A 26,088-nucleotide genomic window follows, 5' to 3' on the forward strand; every position below is an offset into this window, starting at 1 on the left:
CGTAACCCTCCCACCCGCCCCTACGGAGGCGGCCGCCCCTCCCGGGTGGGAGGAGCGGCCGCCGTAGTGCCGTGCTGCTGGTGTTGCGGGTGGGTCAGGGTGCCGCGTCGAGAGTCGGCAGGGGCAGCGGCGCGGTGGCCAGCGTGGGGATGGCCCAGCGCTGACCGTCACCGCCGTTGCAGTCCCACAGGAAGAGCTGGATGCCCGGTGTGGTGTTCATGTGGGACAGGTCGATGCACCGGCCGGAGACCGGGTTGTAGAGGGAGCCGTTCGCGCGGGTGAGGAACTTCTGGTTCGGTCCGCCGTTACAGGTCCACGTCTCGATCAGGGTGCCGTTGGCCGTGCCCGCCCCGGTGGCGTCGAGGCACATGCCCTGGACGCGGATGGTTCCGTCGCTCCGGACGTCGAAGATCTGGTTCTCGCCGTAGCCAGGCTCTGAAGCTCGCGAGGGAGGCTGCCGCGGGCAAGGGCGGAATGATGGCCACCCAGTGGGAGCTCATCCAGATCGCCGACGCGGGGCTGATGGACAAGGTCGACTTCTACCGCTGGAACAGGCGCTTGGGCTCGTACGGGAAGGTGAAGTGATGGCAGTTCCCTCGACAATGGGATTCTTCGACGACCGAAGCTTCAGCCTGATCGATTACCGACACAGTCACACGCAGGTGATCCTGCGCGGATTCCCGCCGTTCGACGACGCTGTGGTGGAGAGCGGCGAAGGCGAGGTGCTCGACCTGCAATTCGTCGGCGTCGAGCGGATCTCCTGCGGGAAGGACATCGGTCCTCTTCATCTCCGGGCCGCGGACGCCGCGGAGCGTGCCACCTTGGAATCCCGCATCGGACCGATCGGGGACGCGTGGGTCTTCCTGCTCGAACCGGATTCGATCGAGAGTTACATCATCGCGGGGCGTGTCGCGTGGGCCGAGTTCGTGATTCCGATCCCGTTCACGCTGCGCAGCCCCATCGACCCCGACAACCGGGAGGAGGCGGACACGTACCAGCCGGTTGGCGGCGTCGTGCATGAGACCCGCGCGTACTGGCCCTCCGGCTCTGGTTCGTGAGGCCTAGGGCGTCGATGACGCCGTAACACGCGCAAACAGAAGCCCCGCCAGGTGACGCCTGGCGGGGCTTCTGCGTGGGTGACGGCAGCGGGATTACGCGGAATGCCGGGTCAGCACTCGATGACGTTGACCGCCAGGCCGCCGCGGGCGGTTTCCTTGTACTTGACCTTCATGTCGGCGCCCGTCTCCTTCATGGTCTTGATGACCTTGTCGAGGGAGACCTTGTGGGTGCCGTCGCCGCGCATCGCCATCTTGGCCGCGGTGACGGCCTTGACCGCCGCCATGCCGTTGCGCTCGATGCACGGGATCTGGACGAGGCCGCCGACCGGGTCGCAGGTGAGGCCGAGGTTGTGCTCCATGCCGATCTCGGCCGCGTTCTCGACCTGCTCCGGGGTGCCGCCCAGGACCTCGGCCAGCGCGCCGGCCGCCATCGAGCAGGCCGAGCCGACCTCGCCCTGGCAGCCGACCTCGGCGCCGGAGATCGAGGCGTTCTCCTTGAAGAGCATGCCGATCGCGCCCGCCGCGAGGAGGAAGCGGACCACACCGTCCTCGTCGGCGCCCGGCACGAAGTTCATGTAGTAGTGCAGGACCGCGGGCAGGACCCCCGCCGCGCCGTTCGTCGGAGCGGTGACGACGCGGCCGCCGGCCGCGTTCTCCTCGTTGACCGCCATCGCGTAGATGGTCGCCCACTCGCTGCGGTGCATCATCGGGTCGCCCTCGGTGCGCAGCTGGCGCGCCGTGGAGGCGGCCCGGCGCTTGACCCGCAGGCCGCCGGGGAGGATGCCCTCGCGGGACATGCCGCGCGAGACGCAGGCCTGCATGACGCGCCAGATCTCCAGCAGGCCCTCGCGGATCTCTTCCTCGGTGCGCCAGGCCTTCTCGTTCTCCAGCATCATCGAGGAGATCGACAGGCCGGTCTCGTTCGCGAGGCGGAGCATCTCGTCGCCGCTGCGGAAGGGGTACTTCAACGGGGTGTCGTCGAGCTTGATCCGGTCCTCGCCGACCGCGTCCTCGTCCACGACGAAACCGCCGCCGACCGAGTAGTAGGTCTTCTCCAGCAGCGGGGTGCCCGCCTCGTCGTACGCGAAGAGCGTCATGCCGTTCGCGTGGTACGGGAGCGAGCGCCGGCGGTGCAGGATCAGCTGGTTCGGCTCGTCGAAGTCGATCTCGTGGCCATCGCCTATTTCCGTGCCCAGCAGGCGCAGGCGGCCGCTCCGGCGGATGCGCTCGACTTCGGCGTCGGCGGTCTCCACGTTCACGGTGCGGGGGGAGTGGCCCTCCAGGCCCAGCAGGACGGCCTTGGGGGTGCCGTGGCCGTGCCCGGTGGCGCCGAGCGAGCCGAAGAGCTCGGCGCGGACCGAGGCGGTCTGGGCGAGGACGCCGTCCTTCTTGAGCCGGGTCACGAACATGCGCGCGGCGCGCATCGGTCCGACGGTGTGGGAGGAAGAGGGACCGATGCCGATCGAGAAGAGATCGAAGACGGAGATGGCCACGGTTGCGGACTCCTATGTCTGCTCGTGGGTGGGAAGCGTGGGCAGGAGGGGTGGAGAGGGGTGATCGGGTTGATCGGTGGTGATCTGCGGATTTTGTCCGGCAGCCGAGCTTAACGCGGTGAGGTGAACAGCTTGGCCGCCGGACGGGTCGGGAAGGGGATGCTCAGGCGTGGCTCAGTTCGCGCTCCGGTGCGTCGGCCGCGTCGGCCTCCTCGGCGGGAGCGGCGTCCAGGACCGGGTCCGGGCCCGGCAGGCCCGCGTAGTGGGCCTTGACCCCGGACCGTACGGCCCAGAAGTAGAAGCCCAGGGCCGAGAGGCCCACGAGGGCGATGTCCACACCGCCCGGGATGAGGCCGTGACCGCCGAATTCCTTGCTGCCGAGCGCCGACAGGGTGCCCAGCCACAGCAGGAAGGCGATCATCCACCAGGCCGGGGCGAACTGCCTGGCCAGGTTCTTCTCGCCCTTGCGCTTGAGTACGACGGCCGCGATCGGGGCGGCGACCAGGGTGAGCAGCACCACCTTGCCGGTGTCCGGCCACTTGGACCAGTACAGGGCGCAGGCGGCGAAGGCGAAGGTGATCGGGCACAGGATGCTGGCCGCCGGGAGGCGGAAGGGGCGCGGCAGCTCGGGCTTGGTCTTGCGGAAGACGCCGACCGCGATCGGGCCGATCAGGTACGAGACCACCATCGCGGCGGAGACCACGCTGGCCAGGGCCTCCCAGCTGTGACCCACGGTGACCAGCAGCAGGATCGAGAAGCCGAGGTTCAGCCACATCGCGGGGCGCGCGGTGCCGTACTTGGGGTGGACCTCGCGGATCTTCTTCGGGAAGAAGCCGGTGTCCGCGAGGTTCTGCGCCATGTACGAGGCCGAGGCGACGTTGCCGATGTTGGCACCGGACGGGGAGATGAAGGCGCCGAACTGGAGCATCGTGACGACCCAGTGGAGCATCAGCATCTTGGCGAGGTCGGCGAACGGAGAGGAGAAGTTGATGCCGCTCCAGCCGCCGGCCTCGGCCAGCTTCTCCGGCGGGACACCGCCGATGAAGGCGATCTGCAGGGCCAGGTAGATGACCAGGCCGAGGGAGAGCGCGCCGACCAGGGCGAGCGGGATGGCGCGGCCGGGGTTCTTGGCGGCGCCGCCGAGGTTGACGACGGCCTGGAAGCCGTTGAAGGCGAAGACCACGCCGGAGGTGGTGACGGCGGTCATGACCGCGGACCAGCCGTTGGGCGCGAAGCCGCCGTGGTCGGTGAAGTTGCCCGTGTGGAAGCCGGAGGCGATCAGGGCGATCACGGCGAGCACCGGGATGGCGAACTTGACCAGGGTGAGCAGGTTGTTCGCCTTGGCGAGCAGCGCGACCGACCAGTAGCAGGCCAGCCACAGCGCCACGGTCAGGAACAGCGCCATCGCCATGCCGGAGGTGGTCAGGCCGCCGTTCTCGACCAGGCCCTTGGCCCAGCCGAAGTTCCAGGAGGACATGTACTGCGTACCGGCGATGGACTCGATCGGGATCAGCGCGGCGATGGCGATCCAGACCGCCCAGCCGGTGATGAAGCCCAGCACCGGCCCGTGCGAGATGGTGCCGAAGCGGGCCATCGAGCCGGGCAGCGGGTAGGCCGCGCCCACCTCGGCGTAGGACATGGCGATCATGCCGATGAAGACGGCACCGATGACCCAGGCGATGATCGCCGCCGGTCCCGCGACCGCGGCCGCCTGGCCCGCCCCGAAGAGCCAGCCCGATCCGAAGATCGAGCCGAGCCCGATCATGATCAGGGCGAAGAGACTGAGTCCCTTCTTGTTCGCTGCGCTCATGTCCATGAGGTCTGCTGTCCGTCCTGCCAGGGGGTGCGGTCGTTCCTTATTCGGAGCCTATTTGCCATTTATTGGAAGAATCAGCGGCAATAGGTCGCATCCGCCTGGGGCTTTGGTCATGAAAGGGGCCCGGCCCTGTGCACAACAAGGCCGGGCCCTCCCAAGCCGGTGCCTAGAGCGTCGGGTACAGCGGGAACTTCGCGGCGAGCGCCGAGACGCGCGCCTTCAGGTCCTCCGCGTCGTAGGCGGGCTTCAGCGCCTGCGCGATGATCTCGGCGACCTCGGTGAAGGCCTCGGCGTCGAAACCGCGGGTGGCCAGCGCCGGCGTACCGATCCGCAGACCCGAGGTGACCATCGGCGGCCGCGGGTCGTTCGGGATGGCGTTGCGGTTGACCGTGATGCCGACCTCGTGGAGGCGGTCCTCGGCCTGCTGGCCGTCCAGCTCGGAGTTGCGCAGGTCGACCAGGACCAGGTGCACGTCGGTGCCGCCGGTGAGGACGTCCACGCCCACGGCCTTGACGTCGTCCTGGACCAGGCGGGCGGCGAGGATCTTCGCACCCTCCAGCGTGCGCTCCTGGCGCTCCTTGAACTCGGGCGAGGCCGCCACGAGGAAGGAGACGGCCTTGGCCGCGATCACGTGCTCCAGCGGGCCGCCCTGCTGACCCGGGAAGACCGCGGAGTTGATCTTCTTGGCCAGCTCCTGCGTCGACAGGATGACACCGCCGCGCGGACCGCCGAGGGTCTTGTGCGTGGTGGTGGTCACGACGTGGGCGTGCGGCACCGGGTTCGGGTGCAGACCCGCGGCGACCAGGCCGGCGAAGTGCGCCATGTCGACCATCAGGTACGCGCCGACCTCGTCCGCGATGCGGCGGAAGGCGGCGAAGTCGAGCTGGCGCGGGTAGGCGGACCAGCCCGCGACGATCAGCTGCGGCTTGGACTCCTTGGCGAGGCGCTCGACCTCGGCCATGTCGACCTCGCCGGTCTCGTCGACGTGGTACGGGACCACGTTGTAGAGCTTGCCGGAGAAGTTGATCTTCATGCCGTGGGTCAGGTGACCGCCGTGGGCCAGGTTCAGGCCCATGATCGTGTCGCCCGGCTTGATCAGCGCGAACATCGCGGCCGCGTTCGCCTGCGCACCGGAGTGCGGCTGGACGTTCGCGTGCTCGGCACCGAAGAGCGCCTTGATGCGGTCGATCGCGATCTGCTCGACCACGTCGACGTGCTCACAGCCGCCGTAGTAGCGGCGGCCGGGGTAGCCCTCGGCGTACTTGTTGGTCAGGACCGAGCCCTGGGCCTCCATGACGGCGACCGGAGCGAAGTTCTCCGACGCGATCATTTCCAGGGTGGACTGCTGGCGCACGAGTTCGGCGTCGACGGCGGCGGCGACGTCGGGGTCGAGCTCGTGGAGGGGAGTGTTCAGTACAGACATCAGGGTTCCCTGGGTCAGTTGCCGGCGGTGAGCTTGGCGTACTCGTCCTCGGAGAGCAGGTCGGCCGGCTCCTCCGTGACGCGCACCTTGAAGAGCCAGCCACCCTCGAACGGAGCCGAGTTCACCAGGGCCGGGTCGTCGATGACGTCCTGGTTGGACTCGACGATCTCGCCGGTGACGGGGGAGTACAGGTCGCTGACCGACTTGGTCGACTCCAGCTCGCCGCAGGTCTCGCCCGCGGTCACCGTGTCGCCCACCTCGGGAAGCTGGGCGTAGACGACGTCACCGAGCGCGTTGGCCGCGAACTCCGTGATGCCGACCGTCGAGACGCCGTCCTCGGCGACCGACAGCCACTCGTGCTCCTTGCTGTAACGCAGCTGCTGGGGGTTGCTCATGACCTGATTCTCCTGGATGCGGGGGAGTGGATACGAACGGTGGTCCTGCGGACCGGCGCGACGCGCCGATGAGCAGTGCGGTGCGGTGCGGTGCGGTACGGGGCTACTTCTGCCGCTTGTAGAACGGCAGGGCCACGACCTCGTACGCCTCATGCGTACCGCGAATGTCCACGCCGACGCCGGAGGTGCCGGGCGCGGCGTGCGCCGCGTCGACATAGGCCATCGCGATCGGCTTGCCCAGCGTCGGGGACGGGGCGCCGGAGGTGACCTCGCCGACGACCTGGCCGTCGAAGGTCACGGAGAAGCCGGCGCGCGGAACGCGGCGGCCTTCGGCGATCAGGCCGACCAGCTTGCGCGGCGGGTTGGAGGCGGCGCGCTCGGCGGCGGCCTCCAGGGCGGCGCGGCCGACGAAGTCGCCCTCCTTCTCGAACTTCACGACCCGGCCCAGACCCGCGTCGAACGGGGTGAGGGAGGTGGTCAGCTCGTGCCCGTACAGCGGCATGCCCGCTTCCAGGCGCAGGGTGTCGCGGCAGGACAGGCCGGCCGGGACCAGGCCGACGCCCTCGCCCGCCTTGGTCAGCGCCTGCCACAGCTCCACGGCGTGCTCGGGGGCGACGAACAGCTCGAAGCCGTCCTCGCCGGTGTAGCCGGTACGCGCGATCAGCGCGGGCACCCCGGCGACGGTCCCGGGAAGGCCGGCGTAGTACTTCAGCCCGTCCAGGTCGGCGTCGGTGAGGGAGGCGAGGATGCCGGGGGACTCCGGGCCCTGCACCGCGAGCAGCGCGTACGCGTCGCGGTCGTCGCGGACCTCGGTGTCGAAGCCGGCGGCGCGCTCGGTGATCGCGTCCAGGACGACCTGGGCGTTGGAGGCGTTCGCGACGATCATGTACTCGGTCTCGCCGAGACGGTAGACGATCAGGTCGTCGACGATGCCGCCGTCTTCCCGGCAGATGTGCGTGTAGCGGGCGCGGCCGACGCCGACGGTGGAGATGTTGCCGACCAGGGCGTAGTCCAGGGCCTTGACGGCCTCGGGGCCGGTCAGGGTGATCTCGCCCATGTGGGAGAGGTCGAACAGACCGGCCTTGGTGCGGACGGCGTTGTGCTCGTCGCGCTCGCTGGCGTACCGCAGGGGCATGTCCCAGCCCGCGAAATCGGTCATGGTCGCACCGAGGGAACGGTGCAGCGCATCGAGGGCGGTCAGGCGGGGGGCAGTGCTCATGGGTGTGGCTCCCGGGTCCCAGGGCATGACATGACGAGGAGGAGTTCCTCCCCATCTGTCATCGGAACCTGAGAGGTTCGCCGAGAGTTCCCCCCTTCCAGGGGAAGGCCATCGACTTGCACCTTGGGTGGAACCGTCGCCGGGGCCCTTACGGGCGGTGGCGCGGCTCGCTTTTCAGATCTGCCTCATCCACGCGGTACGGGGCCTGAGAGATTCAAGGGAGGTACTTGCTCCTTCGGCGCCCGGGCACCGCCTTGCGGCGTACCCCGGGACTCTCCCGCGCGGATTCAAGCGGCCGGTATGCAGTTAGGTGTCCAGATGGCGCACATCATTGCACGACGTGCGGCCGAATGGGGGAGGGGGTCCACAAGGGGAGCGGACCCGGAGCGGACCGCAGCGGACCGGGAGCGGAACCGGAGACCCCGGATTACCGTCTCTTTACACTCAGGGGGACAGGGTCCAGGCGACCCGTCGCGGGGGAGGCGAACACTGTGCGGAGATTCGGACTACTGGCGGCGACGAGCACCGGCACCGTCGAGGAGGCGGTGGCAGGGGTGCCGTCCCAGCGCGGCGTCGTACGGGATCCCGCGGCGGGCGGAGCCGCGGGGGAGCCCGCGGCGGTACGGGACCTGCGCGGGGCCGAGGGCCCGCGGCGGCTGCGCTTCGCCGAGGGCGACGTCGTGGTGGTCTCCGGACTGCCCGGCGGCGGCAAGAGCACCCTGATCAAGCGGGCCGCGGAGGGCGGCGGCATCGACTCCCAGGACGCCCGCGAGCGGTGGGAGCGCCGGATGCCGGCCGCCCTGCCCTACGCGGTGTACCGCCCGGCGGTCCGGATCGCGCACTACTGGGGCCTGTGGCGGGTGCTCCGCTCCGGGGCCCCGGCCGTCGTCCACGACTGCGGTACGCAGAGCTGGGTACGGGCGCTGCTGGCCTCGGCCGCCCGGCGGCGCGGCCGCGCGCTGCACCTGGTGCTGCTGGACACCACCCCGGAGGAAGCGCGGGCCGGTCAGGCGGCGCGGGGCCGGGGCGTCTCCGCGTACGCCTTCGCCCGGCACCGGGGCGCGGTGGCCCGGCTGCTGCGCGAGGCCGAGGCGGGCCGCCCGCCGGCCGGCTGCGCGTCGGTGACGCTGCTGGACCGCCCGGCGGCGTCCCGGCTGACCTCGATCGGCTTCCACTAGCGGCGGCGGGCGGCGGCGGCCGGCAGCGGCGGCGGGCCCCCGTGCGGGCGGCCCCCGGCCGCGGTGTCGCAGGCGCCCGTTAACCTCGGGGCGAGACCAAGCGCAAGCGAGCGGAGACGTACATGTGGCCGGGTAACGAGCTGGAGCAGGTGCTCGGGGCGGCGCTCGGGCAGGCGGACGCCGGGGGGCGGATCGTCGAGGTCCTCGGGCGGAGCCACCTGTGGATCCCGCTGCCCGGCGGGGTGAACAGCCTGAGCCTGCCCACCATGGAGATCGACGGCGCCGCGTACGTGCCCGTCTACAGCTCCGAGGAGCAGTTCCGCGCCTGCGCCGGACCCGCCATGGACTTCGCCGTCGCCCCCGCCGTGGACTTCGCCCGGGGCCTGCCCCCGCAGCTCGGCCTCGCGGTCAATCCCGAGGGCTCCGTCGGCGTGCCCCTGCCCCCGCCGGCCGTCGCGGAGCTCTGCCGCGCCGGCCGCGGCCCGCTCGACGGCCCCGCCACCGGGGGCCGGGTCCGGCTCTTCGAGCCCGACTGGCAGGAGGACCCGGTCGAGTTCCTGACCGCCGCCGCGGAGGAGTTCCGGGCGACCGGAGTCGTCGCGGCCGCGCACCGCTGCCTCGCCAGCGTCGAGGGCGGCTCGCCGGAGCTCTACGTCGGCGTCCGAATGGTGGGATGGGAGCCCGGGATGCGAAACGCCCCGATGGAGGCGCTGGGCCGGGCCCTGACCCGCGTACCGCCGCCCTGGCCGGTGCAGTTGATCCTGCTCGACGCCGCGGAAGACCCGGTCGTCGACTTCATCACCACGCGCGTACGCCCCTTCTACCTGCCGTAGTGACGCTTAAGCTGGTGGCCGACACGCGTGGACGACGGGCGGACGAACAGACGAAGAGGGGTACCGGGTGAGTGCGTCAGGCACGGCCGCGGTCGGGCAGGTCGAGCACATGCTGCGCCAGGTGACTCCCGGGCGCTACGAGAGCTACGAGTCCCTCCTGCACGCCCTGGCCGAGGGACGGCTGTGGATGCTCCTCTGGCAGGGGCAGCCCGGTTCCCCCGAGGCGCAGTACGGCGGCATGGAGGTCGAGGGCCTCGGGTACGCGCCCTGCGTGACCTCCCCGCAGGAGCTGGCCGCCAGCGGCTGGAACCGCGGGTACGAGGTGGTCACCGGCCGGGACATCGCCCGCGCCCTCTACCCCGACCGCTGGGGGCTGTGGCTCAATCCGCACGCCCAGGGCGGCGGCGTCGGCCTTCCCTGGGCCGATCTGCGCCGGATCGCCACCGGGCTGGACCGGATGCCGGCCGGCCCGCTGCGGCTGTCCGAGCCCGCCATCGAGCTGCCGCAGTTCTACGGGCTGCTCACGCAGCACGCGCACCGCACGCCCGCCGTCCGCTCGCTGCGCCGCGCCTGGGTGCAGCCCGCCCTGGGGTCCCCGTACCTCGCCGTCGGGCTCGACCTGTACGACGCTTCCGCGCACGCGCTGGAATCCGTACGGGAGATGATGCGCCAGTCGGTCGGCGCGGTCCCCGAGGGAGTGCCCGTCTGCACGGTCGCGCTCGCGGACGAACACGACCCGGTGGCGATGTGGCTGCGGGCGCGGACCCGCCCCTTCTACGACCGCGAGGGACAGGCGCCCGCCTACTGAGACGTCCCGCTCGCCGGGACGTCCCGCTCGTTGAGGCATCCCGCTCGTTGAGACATAGGGGCCAAGCCACCCGAGGCCGCACGGAACAGTCGTTCCGTGCGGCCTTTGCGTTGTCCTGATTTCGACGCTGATGTACGCCCAATAGACATGCTCGTAGGCCGAGTTGGGTGCCATGTCCGATTCCGTACCGAACGGGATGTCTTGCTCCGCTGAGACGACAGTGAAGTCCGGATAACGGGAACTCTGCCCTCAGATCACGGTTGCGCATCCATTCACCTGCGGGTCTGGCGGCTGATCGAGCGCCCGATGAAGACTCCCCACCCAAGAGCGGGTCAGTCCTCCAAGGGCGAGCCCGTCACAGGAACTTCGCCTGTTGTTTCGTACAGCACCATGCGCACCACCAGCACTGCCCGTTCCGCAGCACCTCGCACTCCGAGCGCCACTCCGCACCAACGCCGCCACAGCGGCGGGCATGGGCCGACCCACCCGTCGGCCGAGAGGGGTCCCCACCACGATGACGGCACCACTGCACGACATGAGCGCGGAGACACCCGCACCCGTGTCCGTAGCCGACGTCCCCGCCAAGGCCATCGAAGGCCGCTCACCCGGTCGGATCGCCTGGACGCGGCTCAAGCGCGACAAGGTCGCGCTGACGGGCGGCGTGATCGTGATCCTCCTGATCCTCGTGGCGGTCTTCGCCCCGCTGATCGTGAGCCTGCTGGGCCACCCGCCCAACGAGTTCCACGAGGATCTGCTCGACCCGGAATTCGGCACGCCGCTCGGATCCTTCGGCGGCATCAGCTCCGACTTCCTGCTGGGCGTGGAGCCGACCAACGGTCGCGACGTGTTCAGCCGGATCGTCTACGGCGCCCGCATATCCCTGGTCGTCGCCTTCCTCGCCGCTTTCGTCTCCGTCGTCCTCGGCAGCCTGCTGGGCGCGCTGGCCGGCTTCCTCGGCGGCTGGGTCGACGGCATCATCAGCCGCACCATGGACCTGCTGCTGGCCTTCCCGCAGCTGCTCTTCACCATCTCGCTGGTCTCGGTCGTTCCCAACTCCCTGTGGGGATTCACGGGTTCGGGCGTTCGGATGGGTGTCCTCGTCGTCGTCATCGGCTTCTTCGGCTGGCCGTACATCGGCCGCATCGTGCGGGGCCAGACGATCTCGCTGCGCGAGCGGGAGTACGTCGAGGCCGCGCGCAGCCTCGGCGCCGGCCGCGGCTACATCCTGATCAAGGAGCTCCTGCCGAACCTGATCGCGCCGATCCTCGTCTACACGACGCTGATCATCCCGACCAACATCCTGACGGAGGCGGCCCTCAGCTTCCTCGGCGCCGGTGTCAAGCCGCCCACCGCCTCCTGGGGAAAGATGCTGTCCGACGCCATCCCCATCTACCAGGACGACCCCATGTTCATGGTCGTCCCCGGTATGGCGATCTTCATCACCGTCCTGGCGTTCAACCTCTTCGGGGACGGGCTGCGTGACGCACTCGACCCCAAGGGCAGCTGAACCACTTCAACGATTCACCCACCAACGGAGGTTGAACAACGTGATCCGCAGAAAGAAGGCGCTCGCGATCACCGCGGTGGTCGCTGCCCTGTCGATGTCCGCCGTGGCGTGCAGCAAGGACGAGGCCAAGACCCCGTCCAAGGGCAAGCCGGCCGCCGGCGCCGCCGGCTTCGACGCCGCGACCACCGGTGTCGTGAACCCGTCGACCACCAAGGGCGGAGAGCTCAAGCTCTGGTCCCCCCAGGACGTCGACTACCTCGACCCGGCGCGCGCCTACTACGGCTTCGTCTGGAACCTGCAGCGCCTCTACGTCCGCCAGCTGTTCGCTTACGACAGCAAGCCGGGCGCCGCGGGCACCAAGTTGGTCCCGGACCTCGCCGCGGGCGACCCGGTCCTGAGCAACGACGGCAAGACGTACACCGTCAAGATCAAGGACGGGGTGAAGTTCGAGGACGGTACGCCGATCACCTCGAAGGACTTCAAGTACGGCATCGAGCGCGTCTTCGCGCAGGACGTGCTGTCCGGCGGTCCCACGTACCTGATCGACATCCTCGACCAGGGCCAGAAGTACCCCGGCCCGTACAAGGACACCGACCCGGACAAGATGGGTCTGAAGTCCGTCCAGACGCCGGACGACAAGACGATCGTCTTCAACCTGGCGAGCGCCAACTCCGACTTCAAGTACCTGCTGGCCATGCCCTCCTCCTCCCCGGTCCCCGCCGGCAAGGACACGGGCGCCACCTACACCAACAAGCCGGTCTCCACCGGTCCTTACAAGGTGTCGGAGTTCACGGCGAGCAAGGGCGCGACCTTCGTCCGCAACGAGAACTGGGACCCGAAGACGGACACGATCCGCACGGGCCTGCCGGACAAGGTCTCCTTCACGGTGACGACCAACCCGGACGACATGGACGCGCGTCTGCTCTCCGGTGACATCGACCTCGCGGTCGACGGCACGGGCATGCAGGCGGCCGGCAAGAACAAGGTCCTCAAGGACGAGGCGCTCAAGGCCAACGCGGACAACCCGTTCACGGGCTACATCCGCTACTTCGTCTTCCCGACGACCGTCGCGCCGTTCGACAACATCGAGTGCCGCAAGGCCGTCATCTACGCGGCCGACCCCAAGTCCCTGCAGACCGCTCGCGGCGGCCCGACCAGCGGTGACCTCGGTGCGAACATGCTGCCGCCCGGCATCCCCGGCGCCGACAAGAAGTACGACCCGTTCAACCTGACCAAGGGCGAGCCCCAGATCGAGAAGGCCAAGGAGGCCCTCAAGGCCTGCGGCAAGCCGGACGGGTTCACGACCACCATCGCGGTCCGCAACAACCGTGCCCCCGAGGTGAAGACCGCCGAGTCCCTGCAGGCGGCGCTCGACAAGGTCGGCATCAAGGTCACGATCGACCAGTACGACGGCAAGCTCTCCTCCTCCGTCATCGGCTCGCCCGAGAACGTGAAGAACAAGGGCTACGGCATCATCGTCATGGGCTGGGGCGCCGACTACAACTCCGGTTCGGGCTTCCTGCAGCCGCTGGTCGACGGAAAGTTCATCGCGCCGAACGCCAACAACAACTTCAGCATGATCAACGACCCTGAGATCAACGGGCTGTTCAAGACCGCCGCTGCCGCCGCCACCCCGGAAGCCGCAGCGCCGTTCTACACCCAGATCAACCAGAAGGTCATGGAGAAGGCCCTCTACCTGCCGATCAACTTCGACAAGGCCTTCGTCTACCACAACCCGCGCCTGACCAACGTCTACTTCAACGACTCGATGGGCAAGATCGACCTTGCCACCATCGGCGTCATGAAGTAGTCGCGACCGTCGCGGAGCCCGGGCCGCCCGGCCGAGCCGGGCGGCCCCGGGCCCGCGACCCGTCAGATCCAGCTGGTTCGCCTTCACCGCACATGCGCTAGTCCGAAGGGCAGGTGAAGGCCGCAGGCGGCGACTGCCGTCCCCACAAGGGGCGGTGGGCGCCGGCCCGAGCGGCCGACTGCAGTGCTCGTCTACCTCATACGGCGACTTTTCAACGTCGCCGCAACACTGTTGGTGGTCTCCGCGGTCACCTTCGCCATCTTCTTCGCGGTCCCGAAGCTGACCGGCAGCGACCCGGCGCTCATGTACGCCGGACGCGAGACCAACGCGACCGCCCTGGCGGGCATCCGGGTGAAGATGGGCTTCGACAAGCCCATCTCCGAGCAGTACCTGATCTTCATGAAGGGCATCTTCACCGGGCGGGACTACGACGGCGGCGCCGAGATCACGCACTGCGCGGCGCCGTGCTTCGGCTACTCGTTCAAGACCGAGGTCCCCGTCTGGGACACCATGGTGGACCGCATGCCGGTCACCCTCTCGCTCGCCCTCGGCGCGGCCGTCATCTGGCTGATCGCGGGCGTGGCGACCGGTGTGATCTCGGCGCTCAAGCGCCGCACCGTCGTCGACCGCACCGTCATGATCGGCGCGCTCGCCGGTGTCTCGCTGCCGATCTTCTTCACCGGCATGGTGGCCCCCGCGGTCTTCGTCTACAGCCTCGGCTGGCTGGACGTCTCCAACTACAAACCGCTCACCGAGGATCCGCTGGCCTGGCTCAACGCCCTGATCCTGCCCTGGGTGACCCTGGCCTTCCTCTTCGCCGCCACCTACGCCCGCATCACCCGCGCCACGATGCTGGAGGTGCTCGGCGAGGACTACATCCGCACCGCCCGCGCCAAGGGGCTCAAGGAGGGCGTGGTCATCCGCAAGCACGCCCTGCGCTCCACCCTCACCCCTGTCGTCACGATGTTCGGCCTCGACCTCGGCGGACTCCTCGGCGGCGCGGTGCTCACCGAGACGACCTTCAACTTCCAGGGCCTGGGGACGGCCGCCGTCGCCGCGATCGGCGCGGGCGACCTCCCGGTGATCATGGGCGTCACCCTGCTGGCCGCGCTCTTCGTGGTGCTGGCCAACCTGATCGTGGACCTGCTGTACGCCGTCATCGACCCGCGCGTGAGGCTGACGTGACCGAGAACCACACCACCGACGCCGCCGCCGCATCCGCCTCGGCCCCGCTCTTCGTGCCCGAGCAGGGCGGGGTGCGGGACCGGGCCTTCCTCTCGGTGCGCGACCTCAAGGTGCACTTCCCGACCGACGACGGACTGGTCAAGTCCGTCGACGGGCTCTCCTTCGACCTGGAGCGCGGCAAGACCCTCGGCATCGTCGGCGAGTCCGGCTCCGGCAAGTCCGTGACCTCGCTCGCCATCATGGGCCTGCACCGCACCGGCCAGGCCCGCAACCGCCCGCAGATCTCGGGCGAGGTCGTGCTCGACGGCGAGGACCTCGTCCAGGCCGACGCGGACCACGTCCGCACCTTGCGCGGGCGCAAGATGGCGATGGTCTTCCAGGACCCGCTCTCCGCGATGCACCCGTACTACTCGGTGGGCAAGCAGATCGTCGAGGCCTACCGGACCCACCACGACGTCGACAAGAAGACCGCGCGCAAGCGGGCGGTCGAGATGCTCGACCGCGTGGGCATCCCGGAGCCGCAGCAGCGCGTGGACTCGTACCCGCACGAGTTCTCCGGCGGTATGCGCCAGCGCGCGATGATCGCGATGTCGCTGGTCAACAACCCCGAACTGCTCATCGCCGACGAGCCGACGACCGCCCTGGACGTCACCGTCCAGGCGCAGATCCTGGACCTCATCCGGGACCTGCAGAAGGAGTTCGGCTCCGCGGTCATCATGATCACGCACGACCTCGGCGTGGTCGCCGAAATGGCCGACGACATCCTCGTGATGTACGGAGGCCGGTGCGTCGAGCGCGGCAGCGCCGAGAAGGTCTTCTACGAGCCCCGGCACCCCTACACCTGGGGTCTGCTCGGCTCGATGCCCCGCATCGACCGCGAACAGACCGACCGGCTCATCCCGGTCAAGGGCTCGCCGCCCAGCCTCATCAACATCCCGAGCGGCTGCGCCTTCCACCCGCGCTGCCCGTACGCCGACCTGCCCAAGGGCAACGTCACCCGGACCGTGCGGCCCGAGCTGGCCCTGGTCGACGGGTCCGCGGAGGGGGACGGCCGGCACTGGGCCGCCTGTCACCTGTCCCCGGAGCAGCGGGACCGGATCTGGACCGAAGAGATTGCGCCGAAGCTGTGACCGATATGAAGAAGACGGACACGGTCGCGGTCCCCGCCCAGGCCGTGGACTCCCCGGAGCCGCTGCTGAGGGTGACCGGACTGGTCAAGCACTTCCCGATCACCAAGGGGCTGCTGCGCCGCCAGTCCGGGGCCGTGAAGGCCGTCGACGGCATCGACTTCGACGTCCGGCGCGGTGAGACCCTCGGCATCGTGGGAGAGTCCGGCTGCGGCAAGTCGACCATGGGCCGGCTGATCACCCGGCTGCTCGAACCGACCGGCGGAAAGGTCGAGTTCGAGGGCAAGGACATCACGCACCTGAGCGTGTCGGGCATGCGCCCGCTGCGCCGCGACGTGCAGATGATCTTCCAGGACCCGTACGGCTCGCTGAACCCGCGGCACACGGTCGGCACCATCGTCGGCGCCCCGTTCAAGCTCCAGGGCGTCAAGCCCGAGGGCGGCCTCAAGGCGGAGGTCCAGCGCCTCCTCTCCCTCGTGGGCCTGAACCCGGAGCACTACAACCGCTACCCGCACGAGTTCTCCGGCGGCCAGCGCCAGCGCATCGGCATCGCCCGGGCCCTCGCCCTCAAGCCGAAGCTGGTCGTCGCGGACGAGCCGGTGTCCGCGCTGGACGTGTCGATCCAGGCCCAGGTGGTCAACCTGCTGGACGACCTCCAGGAGGAGCTCGGCCTCACCTACGTGATCATCGCGCACGACCTGTCGGTCATCCGGCACGTCTCGGACCGCATCGCGGTGATGTACCTGGGCAAGATCGTCGAGCTGGCCGACAACAAGTCGTTGTACACGGCGCCGATGCACCCGTACACGACGGCCCTGATGTCGGCGGTCCCGGTCCCGGACCCGCGGCGACGCGGCGCGAAGAGCGGTCGCATCCTGCTCAAGGGCGATGTCCCGTCGCCGATCTCACCGCCGAGCGGCTGCCGGTTCCACACGCGGTGCTGGAAGGCGACGCAGATCTGCACCACGCAGGACCCCCCGCTGGTCGCGCTGAAGACCGGGCACCAGGTGGCCTGCCACCACCCGGAGAACGCCCCCGACCAGGCCCCGGGCGACCCGGCCCTCCCGGGCGCGGCGGAGGCGACGGCGACGCCGACGGACTGACGGACGCCGGCGGGGCAGGATCGGCCCCGCCGGCACCCGTCGCCTCTTCGCGGCGCCGCCGGGCAACATCAGCCCCGCCGGCGTTCGAGGCGCGGGGGTTCGGGGGCGGAGCCCCTGACGGCGGCGCCGCACCCGGCCACGGTCCGCAGCCCCACGGGGTGCAGTCCCGACCTGGCAGGCTCTGCCGCCCGTCGGCGCCGGGGCCGCGCCGCACCCGTCCGGGCACGCCGCAGGCGACCGGCAGAATGTTCCCGTGATCCACGATCTCTTCCCGCCCGGAGTCCAGCACACCCTGGACCTCATGGGCATCTTCGTCTTCGCCACGGCCGGCGCCCTGCTCGCCGTACGCAAGAACTTCGACGTCTTCGGCATCGTCGTCCTCGCGCTCGTCACCGCCCTCGGCGGCGGCCTGTTCCGCGACATCGTCATCGGCGCCACCCCCGCCGCCGCCTTCAGCGATCTCGGGTTCTTCGTCACGCCGCTGGTCGCCGCCGCGTTCGTCTTCTTCCTGCACCCCGAGGTCCAGCGGATCAACCGCGCCATCAACGTCTTCGACGCGGCCGGCCTCGGGCTGTTCTGCGTGACGGGCACGACCAAGGCGTACGAGTACGGCCTCGGCCTCACCGCATCCGCCGCGCTCGGCCTGGCGACCGCCGTCGGCGGGGGCGTGCTGCGCGACGTCCTCGTCAACGAGGTGCCCTCGCTGCTGCGGGACCGCGAGATGTACGCCGTGCCGGCCGTCATCGGCGCCTCGATGGTGGCGCTCTTCATCAGCTTCGACAACCTGAACGCCATCACGACGGGCCTGGCGATCGTCACCACCTTCGTGCTGCGGCTGCTGGCCATCCGCTACCACTGGCGGGCGCCCCTCGCGTGGAACCGCCGCTCGTCGGTGGCGGAGGAGCCGTAGCCCGGGTCGCCTCGCCGCGCCTCGCCTTGCCGCGCCTCGCCCAAAGCAAAGCTACCGCTTAGTAGGTAGTGGGTGTACGGTCGTTCCATGTCACACGCAGCTGCCAAGGCCTCCATCGGCGACAGCGAGTTCGACCGCGACACCACCGTCACCGCCCGTGCGGGCGAGCCCGGGGTGTACGACGCGGACCTCTCCGCCGGGTGGACGATCATCACCGCCGTCAACGGCGGCTACCTCCTGGCCCTCGTCGGCCGCGCCCTGTCGTCGGCCTTGCCGCACCCGGACCCCCTCACGGTCTCCGCTCACTACCTGACCGCGTCGGTCCCCGGCCCCGCCGTGATCCGCACCGAGGTCGTACGTGTCGGCCGCACGCTCTCCACCGGGCAGGCCTCCCTGTTCCAGTTCGACGAGAGCGGCGCCGAGATCGAGCGGATCCGCGTCCTGGCCTCCTACGGAGACCTCGCGGCGCTCCCGGACTCCGTCCACACCACGGCCCTCCCGCCCGTCATCCCCGCCTACGAGGACTGCCTCGGCCCCGAGGCCGGCCCGGCCCCGATCCCCGGCAGCTCGGCGATCGTGGACCGGCTCCGGCTGCGCCTGGACCCGGCGACCGCCGGCTGGGCCGTCGGGCAGCCCTCGGGCAAGGGGGAGATGCGCTCCTGGTTCGAGCTCGCGGACGGCCGCGACGCGGACCCCTTCTCCCTCCTCCTGGCGGTCGACGCGCTCCCGCCGACCTCCTTCGACCTCGGCCTGCTCGGCTGGACCCCGACGGTGGAACTCACCACCCACATCCGCCACCGCCCGGCGCCCGGTCCGCTCCGGGTGTCGATCACCACGCGGAACCTGGCGGGCGGCTTCCTGGAGGAGGACGCGGAGGTCTGGGACTCGGCGGACCGCCTGGTGGCCCAGTCCCGCCAACTGGCGAGGGCTCCGCGCGTGGCGGCCAAGCCCTCCTGACGCACCGGGGACGGAGCGCCCGCCGGCCCCGGCGGGCGATTCCCGGGCCCCGGCGGGGGACCGGGGGTGTGGGGGACTCGTAGAATCGGGGGATCATGGCCTACCTCGACCACGCCGCCACCACCCCGATGCTGCCGGAGGCCGCTGCGGCGATGACCGCGCAGTTCGCCGTGACGGGCAACGCATCCTCCCTGCACGCCGCCGGCCGCCGCGCCCGCCGCACCGTCGAGGAGGCCCGCGAGGCCCTCGCCGACGCGCTCGGGGCCCGTCCGAGCGAGGTGGTCTTCACCGCCGGCGGCACGGAGGCCGACAACCTCGCCGTCAAGGGGCTCTACTGGGCCCGCCGCGACGCCGATCCCGCCCGGACCCGCGTCCTGGCCAGCCCCGTGGAGCACCACGCCGTCCTCGACGCCGTGCACTGGCTCGCCGAACACGAGGGCGCGCAGGTCGAGTACCTGCCCGTGGACCGCCACGGGCGCGTGCACCCCGAGGCCTTCCGCGAGGCGATCGAGCGCAACCCCGCGGACGTCGCCCTCGCCACCGTCATGTGGGCCAACAACGAGATCGGCACGGTCATGCCGATCGCCGAACTGGCCGCCGTCGCACGCGAGTCCGGCATCCCGCTGCACTCCGACGCCGTCCAGGCCTTCGGCCAGCTCGACGTCCGCTTCGGCGACAGCGGACTCGCCGCCATGACCGTGAGCGGCCACAAGGTCGGCGGACCGTACGGGATCGGCGCGCTGCTGCTCGGCCGCGACCAGAGCCCCGTACCCGTCCTGCACGGCGGGGGCCAGGAACGGCACGTCCGCTCCGGCACCCTCGACGTCCCGGCCATCGCCGCCTTCGCGGTGGCCGCCGTCCTCGCCGCCGAGCGGCGCGAACGGTTCGCCACCGAGATCGGCGCCCTGCGCGACCGGCTCGTCGCCGCGGTGCTCCGCGAGGTCCCCGACGCGGTCCTGGGCGGAGACCCGGACGGCCGGCTGCCCGCCAACGCCCACTTCAGCTTCCCCGGCTGTGAGGGGGACTCCCTGCTGCTCCTGCTCGACGCCCAGGGCATCGAGTGCTCCACCGGCTCCGCCTGCACGGCCGGTGTGGCGCAGCCCAGCCACGTGCTGCTGGCCACCGGCACCGACCCGCGCCTGGCCCGGGGGACCCTGCGCTTCTCCCTCGGCCACACCTCCACGCAGGCCGACGTGGACGCGGTCGCCGCCGCCATCGGCCCGGCCGTGGCCCGCGCCCGCACGGCGGGCCTGAGCTAAGACTTGATCCGCAATTCACCAGAGGGTGAGCTGTGGATTGCAGCCGGGGCGGTCATCGGGCTTTCCGGCGTGGTCACGCACGGGGCGTGTCTCATCCGGGGTCGCTCGGTGCCGTCGTCCGGCGGTTCGGTGAGCAGAGGTTCCGCGCTGGGGCGGAACTGCCACGCGACCAGCACCCCGAGGGGTGTTCTGGCACGGTGTGGTTGACTCACGCAGGGCTTCTTGTAGCCCTTCGGAAAACGTGATCTGTGCGTGCCGGGACATGGTGGTGTCCAGGTACGCGGTCTTGGGGTCGTCCACGTCGGTGAGGCGGACGAACGCGGCCAGCGCGGCGGACACAAGGTCGCGCTTGCCTGCGAGGCCGCAGGCGAGGCACTTGTGTTCCCGGTCGCGGAGAGTCTTGTTGACGCGCTCGCCGCACAAGCAGTGCTGCGACAGGGCGGTGGACCAGGTCGAGGCCCTGATCAGCCGTCCGCCCGCAGCCGAGCATTCACGGTCGAGGGCGGCAATGAGCAGGCCAGGTGTGGTCTGGGAGAGGCGCTTGCCCCACAGCCGGTACCAGGTCCGGATGTCGCAGTCTTCCACCACGAGTACGGGGCCGTGGATGGCGATGATCTGCCGGGCCAGGTTCCGGGCGCGCTGGCGGCGGTGTTCGCCCGCGCCGGCTGCGTGTTCGGCCTGGCGGGCACGCGTGTGCCGGTAGGCCGTGGACAACTTGTCCCGGCGGAATGCCTGCTTGGGCACCCCGTCAGACCGGGCAACGCGGGCACCACCGGGCACCGTGACGGTCTTCTCCGGCAGGCCCTTGGCGGCGCGGCGTTCGGCACGTCGGGTCTGTTTCTTCGACGTCCCGTACTGTGCGGTGTTCGTGGCACGTCGGGATCGTTCCAGTGCCCGCGCCCGGCCCCGCATCTTCTTCGCATGCTTCTCCAGCAAGACGCGCTCGGAGTCGGTCAGGACGATCTCGGTTGAGGCCGGGGCGCCCGCGGCGGGGACGAGATTGGCTGGGAAGGAGACGACGGACAGGTTGGAGACGTTGCCGTCCACGCCGCCGATACGGTCCAGCGCGGCGGCCTGGTCCCGCATCTGGCGGACAGCGGGGGCGGCGTAACCAGGGCCGAGGATCATCAGGTGCGCCTCATACATCCAGCCACCCGGCGCAGACGCCTTGCGGCGGCGCACGAGATCGACCTTGTGCCAGCGGCCCGGGTTGGCGAGAAAATGCTCGGCGCGGGCGTACTGGCCGGGGTGCTGCGGCACCCGTACGGGCAGCACCAGGTCACCTGCGCTGGAGTCGGGTCCGCCCGCGAACACGACGGCGAGGGGGCCGGTGTGGTCCCACCACGTGGCCTTCCGCATCAGCGGCTTTCCGGATGGGGAGGTCTTGCCGGTGGGCACACTGCTGGTCGGCAGTGCGGGCTTGGGCATATGGCGGGGCTGCATAAGGGGGTGCTGGCCGCCGTCGGTGTAGACCATGGCGTGACCGTGGAGAGTGCCGACGAGCCGGAAGGTCTCCCACTTCTTCTCGGCGGTGTGGGAGCGGGCGCGGCCGGGGATACGGGTGAAGTCGTGCCAGCGGCCGCTCTTCGGGCGGCCGTGCCGCTGTCCTGTGGCGTCGGGGAACAGGTGCCGCTGGACGCCGTTCCACACCTCGTCGGCCATGTGCATCGCGAGGGCTTTGGAGGCGTGGTGCTTGAGGTGCCCGGCGTCTTCGAGATGGCGGTAAGCGGAGCGTTCCAGGGCTTCGCGGGACAGGCCGAGGCGCTGCCGGACGACCTTCATGCCGTCGCGGTCACGCTCATGCTTCGCAGCCCGCAACGCGTCGACCTTGCTACAGGCGTCGCGCAGCACCGCCCGCTTGATGGTCCACATCGCCCCGTACAGCTTGTTCAGCCGGGCAAGGTCGCCGGGGTCGGTGACGGCCAGCGGCAGCACCATCACCGACACCATCCCGTCATCGGGCTTGGTCCACTTCGGAGCCTTGCTCTTCCCCCGAAACTTCCGCGTCTGGGCAGCCCACATTGCCATCACCCCCCGTCACTAATTAGCTGACCTAAGAAATGCTAGGGGATGATGTGAGCTATGACAAGCGAGGTAGAATGTAGTGCATGGCAGCAATGATTCCTGGATATGCAGACGCACGGCAGGCAGCGGAACAGCTCGGGGTGACGGTCCAGCACGTCTACAACCTCAACAGCAGCCGCGATGATTTCCCCGCCCCGGTCTACGTCGGCCGTACTCCGCTGTGGCCCATCGACCGCCTGAACGCCTGGCGGGAAGCCCACCCGAAACGTGGGGATTAAAGTGACTTATTCCAGAACGGGAAGTAATTGACCTAATGGGTCGTTCTGCCTGTTCGCGTCGAAGATCAACATCATCGGCCTGCGCCCCTGGTCCCTGCCGCGTTAGACCGGCTCCCCGTCAAAGCGTTCCTCGCCCTGGTCGCCCACGTCGCCGTGCTCCTGCCGGCATCAGGGCGAGGGTTCCCATGGGTGCTGCTGGACAACCGGGTCCTCTTGGCGGCCATCGCGTGGCGCACCAACCTCACCCACCGTCAGCTCGCCGACCTCTTCGATATCGGCGTGGCCACCGTGCGCCGCGTCCTAGACCATCTCACGCCGCTGATCGCCGGACTCCTCGAACCACCCGAAGGGCGGCGGTCGGACCTGTGGGTGGTGGACGGAACGCTCATCCCCGTGGAAGACCAGACGATGACCTCCTGCTCCAAGAACTACCGCCGCAGCGTCAACGTCCAGATCGCCTTCCGTGTCCGTGACCGGCGCGTCGTCGCCGTCGGCCGCCTGGCCCGGCAACCGCAACGACATCGTCGTCTTCCGTGCCACCATGGCCCAGCAGGTTGCCGGACATAGCCTCACCATGGGAGACGGCGCATACCGCAACGCCCCCGAGATCACCACCAGCCGGAACAAGAGCAAGCTGTTCGCCAAGCGGCGGGCACGAGCCGAACACGGCATCCCGCCTTGCCCCGCGCCAGCACCGCCGACGCGGCACCGCGATCAACGCCCCGACCCGTGCCGTCGCCGACCTCCACAACCTCAAGATCGACAACCCGTAATTACCGATCAAGTCTTAAGACACGGGCCCCGTCACGAGGGCAGGGCTTCACCGATCATGCGGATGTACCGGTTCCAGTCCCAGTGGCGCCCCGGGTCCGTGTGGTCGGCGCCCGGCACCTCGGAGTGGCCCACGATGTGTTTGCGGTCGGCGGGTATGCGGTACCTCGCGCAGATGCCGGCGGCGAGCCGCGCCGAAGCCTCGTACATCGCGTCCGTGAAATCCTGCGGCCGGTGCACGAACCCGACGTGCTCGATACCGACGCTGCGCTCGTTCATGGAGCGGTTGCCCGCGTGGAAGGCGACGTCGAGCTCGCGCACCATCTGCTCGATGTGGCCGTCCTGGCCGACTATGTAGTGCGCCGACGCCCGGTGGAACGGATTCTTGAAGGCGTCCACCGAGGACTTGAAGCCGCCCTGGGTGACATGGACCACGATCCGGTCCACCCGGTAGTCGGCGGGCCGGTCCGCCATCCGCCAGTTCGCCGGCGAGGCGGACGTCCACCTCGCCCCCGAGTGGTCCAGCGCACCCTCCTGCCGCGGCTTGTTCACCCCGGGTACCAGCCACCAGGCCCGCCCGAGCTCCTCGCGCCCGGCGACCGCCGCCACCCCGAAGATCCCCAGCCCGCCGAAAAGGACCGCCCGGCGGGTCCGCCCGGGCCGTTTGCTCCCCGTACTACCGCCCCTGTCGCCCTTGCTTCCCAAGGTGATCCACCCCCTGCCACCGAGAACGCGCTGTGACCCCGCGCGGTTCCCCCGTACCCTGGACGGTGCTATGACTGAGAACCTGCCGAGCGTCCCCCGCCCCCTCCGCGTCCTGGCCGCCATGTCCGGCGGTGTGGACTCCGCCGTCGCCGCGGCCCGCGCCGTCGAAGCCGGGCACGACGTGACCGGCGTCCACCTCGCCCTCTCCGCGAACCCGCAGTCCTTCCGGACCGGAGCCCGCGGCTGCTGCACGATCGAGGACTCCCGCGACGCCCGCCGCGCCGCCGACGTCATCGGCATCCCGTTCTACGTCTGGGACCTCGCCGAGCGCTTCCGCGAGGACGTCGTCGAGGACTTCATCGCCGAGTACGAGGCCGGGCGCACCCCGAACCCCTGCCTGCGCTGCAACGAGAAGATCAAGTTCGCCGCGCTGCTCGACAAGGCCCTCGCCCTCGGCTTCGACGCCGTCTGCACCGGCCACTACGCCACCGTCGTCCTGAACGAGGACGGCACGCGCGAGCTGCACCGTGCCTCCGACATGGCCAAGGACCAGTCCTACGTCCTCGGCGTGCTCGACGAGAAGCAGCTCGCCCACGCCCTCTTCCCGCTCGGCGACACCCTCACCACCAAGGAAGAGATCCGCGCCGAGGCCGAGGAGCGGGGCCTGGCCGTCGCGAAGAAGCCCGACAGTCACGACATCTGCTTCATCGCCGACGGCGACACCCAGGGCTTCCTGGCGAACCGCCTCGGCAAGGCCGAGGGCGACATCGTCGACGAGGCCACCGGCGAGAAGGTCGGCACCCACGAGGGCGCCTTCGGGTTCACCATCGGCCAGCGCAAGGGCCTGCGGATCGGCCACCCGGCCCCCGACGGCAAGCCGCGCTACGTCCTCGACATCTCCCCGGTGAACAACACCGTCACCGTCGGCCCCGTCGAGGCCCTCGACGTCACCGGCCTCACCGCGATCCGCCCCCGCTGGTGCGGATCCACCGCCGCCGCCCCGGGTACGTACACCGCGCAGCTGCGCGCCCACGGCGGCGAGACGGAGGTCTTCGCCGAGCTGGTGGACGGCGAACTGCGCGTCCGCTTCACCGAGCCCGTCCGCGGTGTGGCCCCCGGCCAGGCGATCGTCCTCTACGACGGCACCCGCGTGGTCGGCTCCGCCACGATCTCCGCGACGACCCGGGCGACGGCGGCCGCCTCCGCCTAGCCGGGCCGCCTTCCCGGTCAGACCACCGTCAGGACGATCTTGCCGGTGGTGCGGCCCCGCTCGCCGATCTCGTGGGCCTTCGCGGCCTCCGCCAGGGGCAGGACCGTGTCGATCAGCGGGCGGAGCTTGCCCTCTGCGACCAGGGCGGCGATCGCCTTCAGGCCCGCGTGGTCCGGCTCGACGAGGGTCCAGCCGGTGCGGAAGCCCTCCGTGCCGGCGGCCGGGACCTCGTCGGGGCCGTTCAGGGTGATCAGGTGACCGCCGGGGCGCAGCACCTTCAGCGAGCGCGTCCCGTAGTCGCCGCCGATGGCGTCGATCACCACGTCGACTTCGGACACCGCGTCCTCGAACGCGGTGGTCCGGTAGTCGATCAGCTCGTCCGCCCCGAGCGAGCGGAGCACCTCGTGCTTGGCGGCGCTGGCCGTGCCGATCACGTACGCCCCGAGCGCCTTGGCGATCTGGACGGCGAAGTGTCCGACGCCCCCGGCCGCCGCGTGTACGAGCACCCGCTGGCCCGGCCGCACGCCGGCGGTGTCGGTCAGCGCCTGCCACGCGGTGAGCGCGGCCAGCGGCAGGGCCGCCGCCTGGACGTGGTCGAGCGTCTCCGGCTTGCGGGCGAAGTGCCGGGCCGTGGCCGTCACGTACTCGGCGTAGCCGCCCGCCTGGACCGGGAACCGCGGCAGGCCGAAGACCTCGTCGCCCGGCTGGAACACCGTCACGCCGGGTCCGACGGCCTCGACCGTGCCGGACACGTCCCAGCCGACGGCCGGGACCGGCCCCCAAGGGATGAGGGCGCCTGAGGCCCGGGTCTTCCAGTCGACGGGGTTCACCCCGGCCGCGTGGACCCGTACCAGGATCTCGCCCATGCCCGGCTCCGGCCGGTCCAGCTCGGTCTCGGTCAGTACCTCGGGCCCGCCCCACTGGCTGACGACGATGGCGCGCATGTGTTTCTCCTCAGGTGTGTCCGGTGTTGCTGCTGGACCAGCTTCGGCTCCGGAGCGAGGCCGCGGTATTGGCC

Annotated in this window: 24 protein-coding genes and 1 riboswitch; of the genes, 15 read left to right on the plus strand and 9 right to left on the minus strand. The window is 70.2% G+C overall.

Annotated elements, in window-relative coordinates; translation table 11 throughout:
- Positions 1–94: 94 nt before the first annotated feature.
- Positions 95–412: a ricin-type beta-trefoil lectin domain protein gene (locus MTF69_RS20255; protein WP_308401433.1), complete on the minus strand. Its 318-nt coding sequence runs from the start codon at positions 410–412 to the stop codon at positions 95–97.
- A gap of 172 nt (positions 413–584) precedes the next feature.
- Here MTF69_RS20255 and MTF69_RS20260 point away from each other — a divergent pair, with 172 nt between their 5' ends.
- The gene (locus tag MTF69_RS20260) at positions 585–1,058 is read left to right on the plus strand and encodes a hypothetical protein (protein ID WP_243336322.1); all 474 of its coding nucleotides are present in this window, start codon (positions 585–587) and stop codon (positions 1,056–1,058) included.
- Between the two features lie 110 nt (positions 1,059–1,168).
- On the opposite strand, the gene MTF69_RS20265 is transcribed toward MTF69_RS20260, so the two are convergent.
- The 5 genes from MTF69_RS20265 to gcvT form a co-directional block, all read right to left on the minus strand.
- Complete coding sequence (locus MTF69_RS20265; protein WP_243336323.1) at positions 1,169–2,551, minus strand: L-serine ammonia-lyase; 1,383 nt, start codon at positions 2,549–2,551, stop codon at positions 1,169–1,171.
- Between the two features lie 163 nt (positions 2,552–2,714).
- Positions 2,715–4,367 (minus strand): APC family permease, encoded by a 1,653-nt coding sequence (locus tag MTF69_RS20270; protein ID WP_243336324.1) that lies wholly within the window; start codon positions 4,365–4,367, stop codon positions 2,715–2,717.
- Positions 4,368–4,533: 166 nt separating this feature from the next.
- On the minus strand, positions 4,534–5,790 hold the full coding sequence (glyA, locus tag MTF69_RS20275) for a serine hydroxymethyltransferase (protein ID WP_243336325.1): 1,257 nt from the start codon (positions 5,788–5,790) through the stop codon (positions 4,534–4,536).
- A 14-nt stretch (positions 5,791–5,804) separates the two neighbouring features.
- The gene (gcvH, locus tag MTF69_RS20280; RefSeq protein WP_243336326.1) at positions 5,805–6,185 is read right to left on the minus strand and encodes a glycine cleavage system protein GcvH; all 381 of its coding nucleotides are present in this window, start codon (positions 6,183–6,185) and stop codon (positions 5,805–5,807) included.
- A 103-nt stretch (positions 6,186–6,288) separates the two neighbouring features.
- Positions 6,289–7,404, minus strand: coding sequence for a glycine cleavage system aminomethyltransferase GcvT (gcvT, locus tag MTF69_RS20285; protein WP_243336327.1), 1,116 nt, complete (start codon positions 7,402–7,404; stop codon positions 6,289–6,291).
- Between the two features lie 184 nt (positions 7,405–7,588).
- A riboswitch (glycine riboswitch) is annotated at positions 7,589–7,694 on the minus strand.
- Positions 7,695–7,895: 201 nt separating this feature from the next.
- On the opposite strand from gcvT, the gene MTF69_RS20290 reads away from it, so the two are divergent.
- The 11 genes from MTF69_RS20290 to MTF69_RS20340 all read left to right on the plus strand — a co-directional run bounded on the left by MTF69_RS20290 (position 7,896) and on the right by MTF69_RS20340 (position 20,081).
- Positions 7,896–8,582: an AAA family ATPase gene (locus MTF69_RS20290; RefSeq protein ID WP_243336328.1), complete on the plus strand. Its 687-nt coding sequence runs from the start codon at positions 7,896–7,898 to the stop codon at positions 8,580–8,582.
- 122 nt (positions 8,583–8,704) lie between these two features.
- Positions 8,705–9,415, plus strand: a complete 711-nt coding sequence (locus tag MTF69_RS20295; RefSeq protein ID WP_243336329.1) for an enhanced serine sensitivity protein SseB — start codon at positions 8,705–8,707, stop codon at positions 9,413–9,415.
- Positions 9,416–9,482: 67 nt separating this feature from the next.
- On the plus strand, positions 9,483–10,223 hold the full coding sequence (locus MTF69_RS20300; protein WP_243336330.1) for an enhanced serine sensitivity protein SseB C-terminal domain-containing protein: 741 nt from the start codon (positions 9,483–9,485) through the stop codon (positions 10,221–10,223).
- Between the two features lie 514 nt (positions 10,224–10,737).
- Positions 10,738–11,730, plus strand: coding sequence for an ABC transporter permease (locus tag MTF69_RS20305; protein WP_243336331.1), 993 nt, complete (start codon positions 10,738–10,740; stop codon positions 11,728–11,730).
- Positions 11,731–11,824: 94 nt separating this feature from the next.
- On the plus strand, positions 11,825–13,540 hold the full coding sequence (locus tag MTF69_RS20310) for an ABC transporter substrate-binding protein (RefSeq protein WP_374323438.1): 1,716 nt from the start codon (positions 11,825–11,827) through the stop codon (positions 13,538–13,540).
- 183 nt (positions 13,541–13,723) lie between these two features.
- The gene (locus MTF69_RS20315) at positions 13,724–14,725 is read left to right on the plus strand and encodes an ABC transporter permease (protein WP_243336333.1); all 1,002 of its coding nucleotides are present in this window, start codon (positions 13,724–13,726) and stop codon (positions 14,723–14,725) included.
- A 53-nt stretch (positions 14,726–14,778) separates the two neighbouring features.
- Positions 14,779–15,855, plus strand: a complete 1,077-nt coding sequence (locus tag MTF69_RS20320; RefSeq protein ID WP_243336381.1) for an ABC transporter ATP-binding protein — start codon at positions 14,779–14,781, stop codon at positions 15,853–15,855.
- Entirely contained in the window at positions 15,852–16,955 is a 1,104-nt protein-coding gene (locus tag MTF69_RS20325; protein WP_374323422.1) for an ABC transporter ATP-binding protein, read from the plus strand. The genes MTF69_RS20320 and MTF69_RS20325 overlap by 4 nt, the downstream gene beginning before the upstream one ends.
- Positions 16,956–17,256: 301 nt before the next feature.
- Complete coding sequence (locus MTF69_RS20330; RefSeq protein WP_279346021.1) at positions 17,257–17,865, plus strand: trimeric intracellular cation channel family protein; 609 nt, start codon at positions 17,257–17,259, stop codon at positions 17,863–17,865.
- 87 nt (positions 17,866–17,952) lie between these two features.
- Positions 17,953–18,822, plus strand: a complete 870-nt coding sequence (locus MTF69_RS20335; protein ID WP_243336335.1) for a thioesterase family protein — start codon at positions 17,953–17,955, stop codon at positions 18,820–18,822.
- 95 nt (positions 18,823–18,917) lie between these two features.
- Positions 18,918–20,081, plus strand: a complete 1,164-nt coding sequence (locus MTF69_RS20340; protein ID WP_243336336.1) for a cysteine desulfurase family protein — start codon at positions 18,918–18,920, stop codon at positions 20,079–20,081.
- Between the two features lie 15 nt (positions 20,082–20,096).
- On the opposite strand, the gene MTF69_RS20345 is transcribed toward MTF69_RS20340, so the two are convergent.
- Complete coding sequence (locus tag MTF69_RS20345) at positions 20,097–22,031, minus strand: transposase (protein ID WP_243336337.1); 1,935 nt, start codon at positions 22,029–22,031, stop codon at positions 20,097–20,099.
- Positions 22,032–22,189: 158 nt separating this feature from the next.
- Between MTF69_RS20345 and MTF69_RS20350 the strand changes: the two genes are divergently transcribed.
- On the plus strand, positions 22,190–22,384 hold the full coding sequence (locus tag MTF69_RS20350; protein WP_243336338.1) for an AlpA family transcriptional regulator: 195 nt from the start codon (positions 22,190–22,192) through the stop codon (positions 22,382–22,384).
- A gap of 189 nt (positions 22,385–22,573) precedes the next feature.
- Positions 22,574–22,951 (plus strand): transposase family protein, encoded by a 378-nt coding sequence (locus MTF69_RS20355; protein ID WP_243336339.1) that lies wholly within the window; start codon positions 22,574–22,576, stop codon positions 22,949–22,951.
- Positions 22,952–23,188: 237 nt separating this feature from the next.
- Here the strand turns inward: MTF69_RS20355 and MTF69_RS20360 are convergent, their stop codons facing one another.
- The gene (locus MTF69_RS20360; protein ID WP_243336340.1) at positions 23,189–23,860 is read right to left on the minus strand and encodes an N-acetylmuramoyl-L-alanine amidase; all 672 of its coding nucleotides are present in this window, start codon (positions 23,858–23,860) and stop codon (positions 23,189–23,191) included.
- A 70-nt stretch (positions 23,861–23,930) separates the two neighbouring features.
- On the opposite strand from MTF69_RS20360, the gene mnmA reads away from it, so the two are divergent.
- On the plus strand, positions 23,931–25,070 hold the full coding sequence (gene mnmA / locus MTF69_RS20365; RefSeq protein WP_243336341.1) for a tRNA 2-thiouridine(34) synthase MnmA: 1,140 nt from the start codon (positions 23,931–23,933) through the stop codon (positions 25,068–25,070).
- Positions 25,071–25,087: 17 nt separating this feature from the next.
- On the opposite strand, the gene MTF69_RS20370 is transcribed toward mnmA, so the two are convergent.
- Complete coding sequence (locus MTF69_RS20370) at positions 25,088–26,014, minus strand: NADP-dependent oxidoreductase (protein ID WP_243336342.1); 927 nt, start codon at positions 26,012–26,014, stop codon at positions 25,088–25,090.
- Between the last annotated feature and the right edge of the window lie 74 nt (positions 26,015–26,088).

This window comes from Streptomyces sp. AP-93 (assembly GCF_022808175.1).
In the GTDB taxonomy this organism is placed as follows: domain Bacteria; phylum Actinomycetota; class Actinomycetes; order Streptomycetales; family Streptomycetaceae; genus Streptomyces.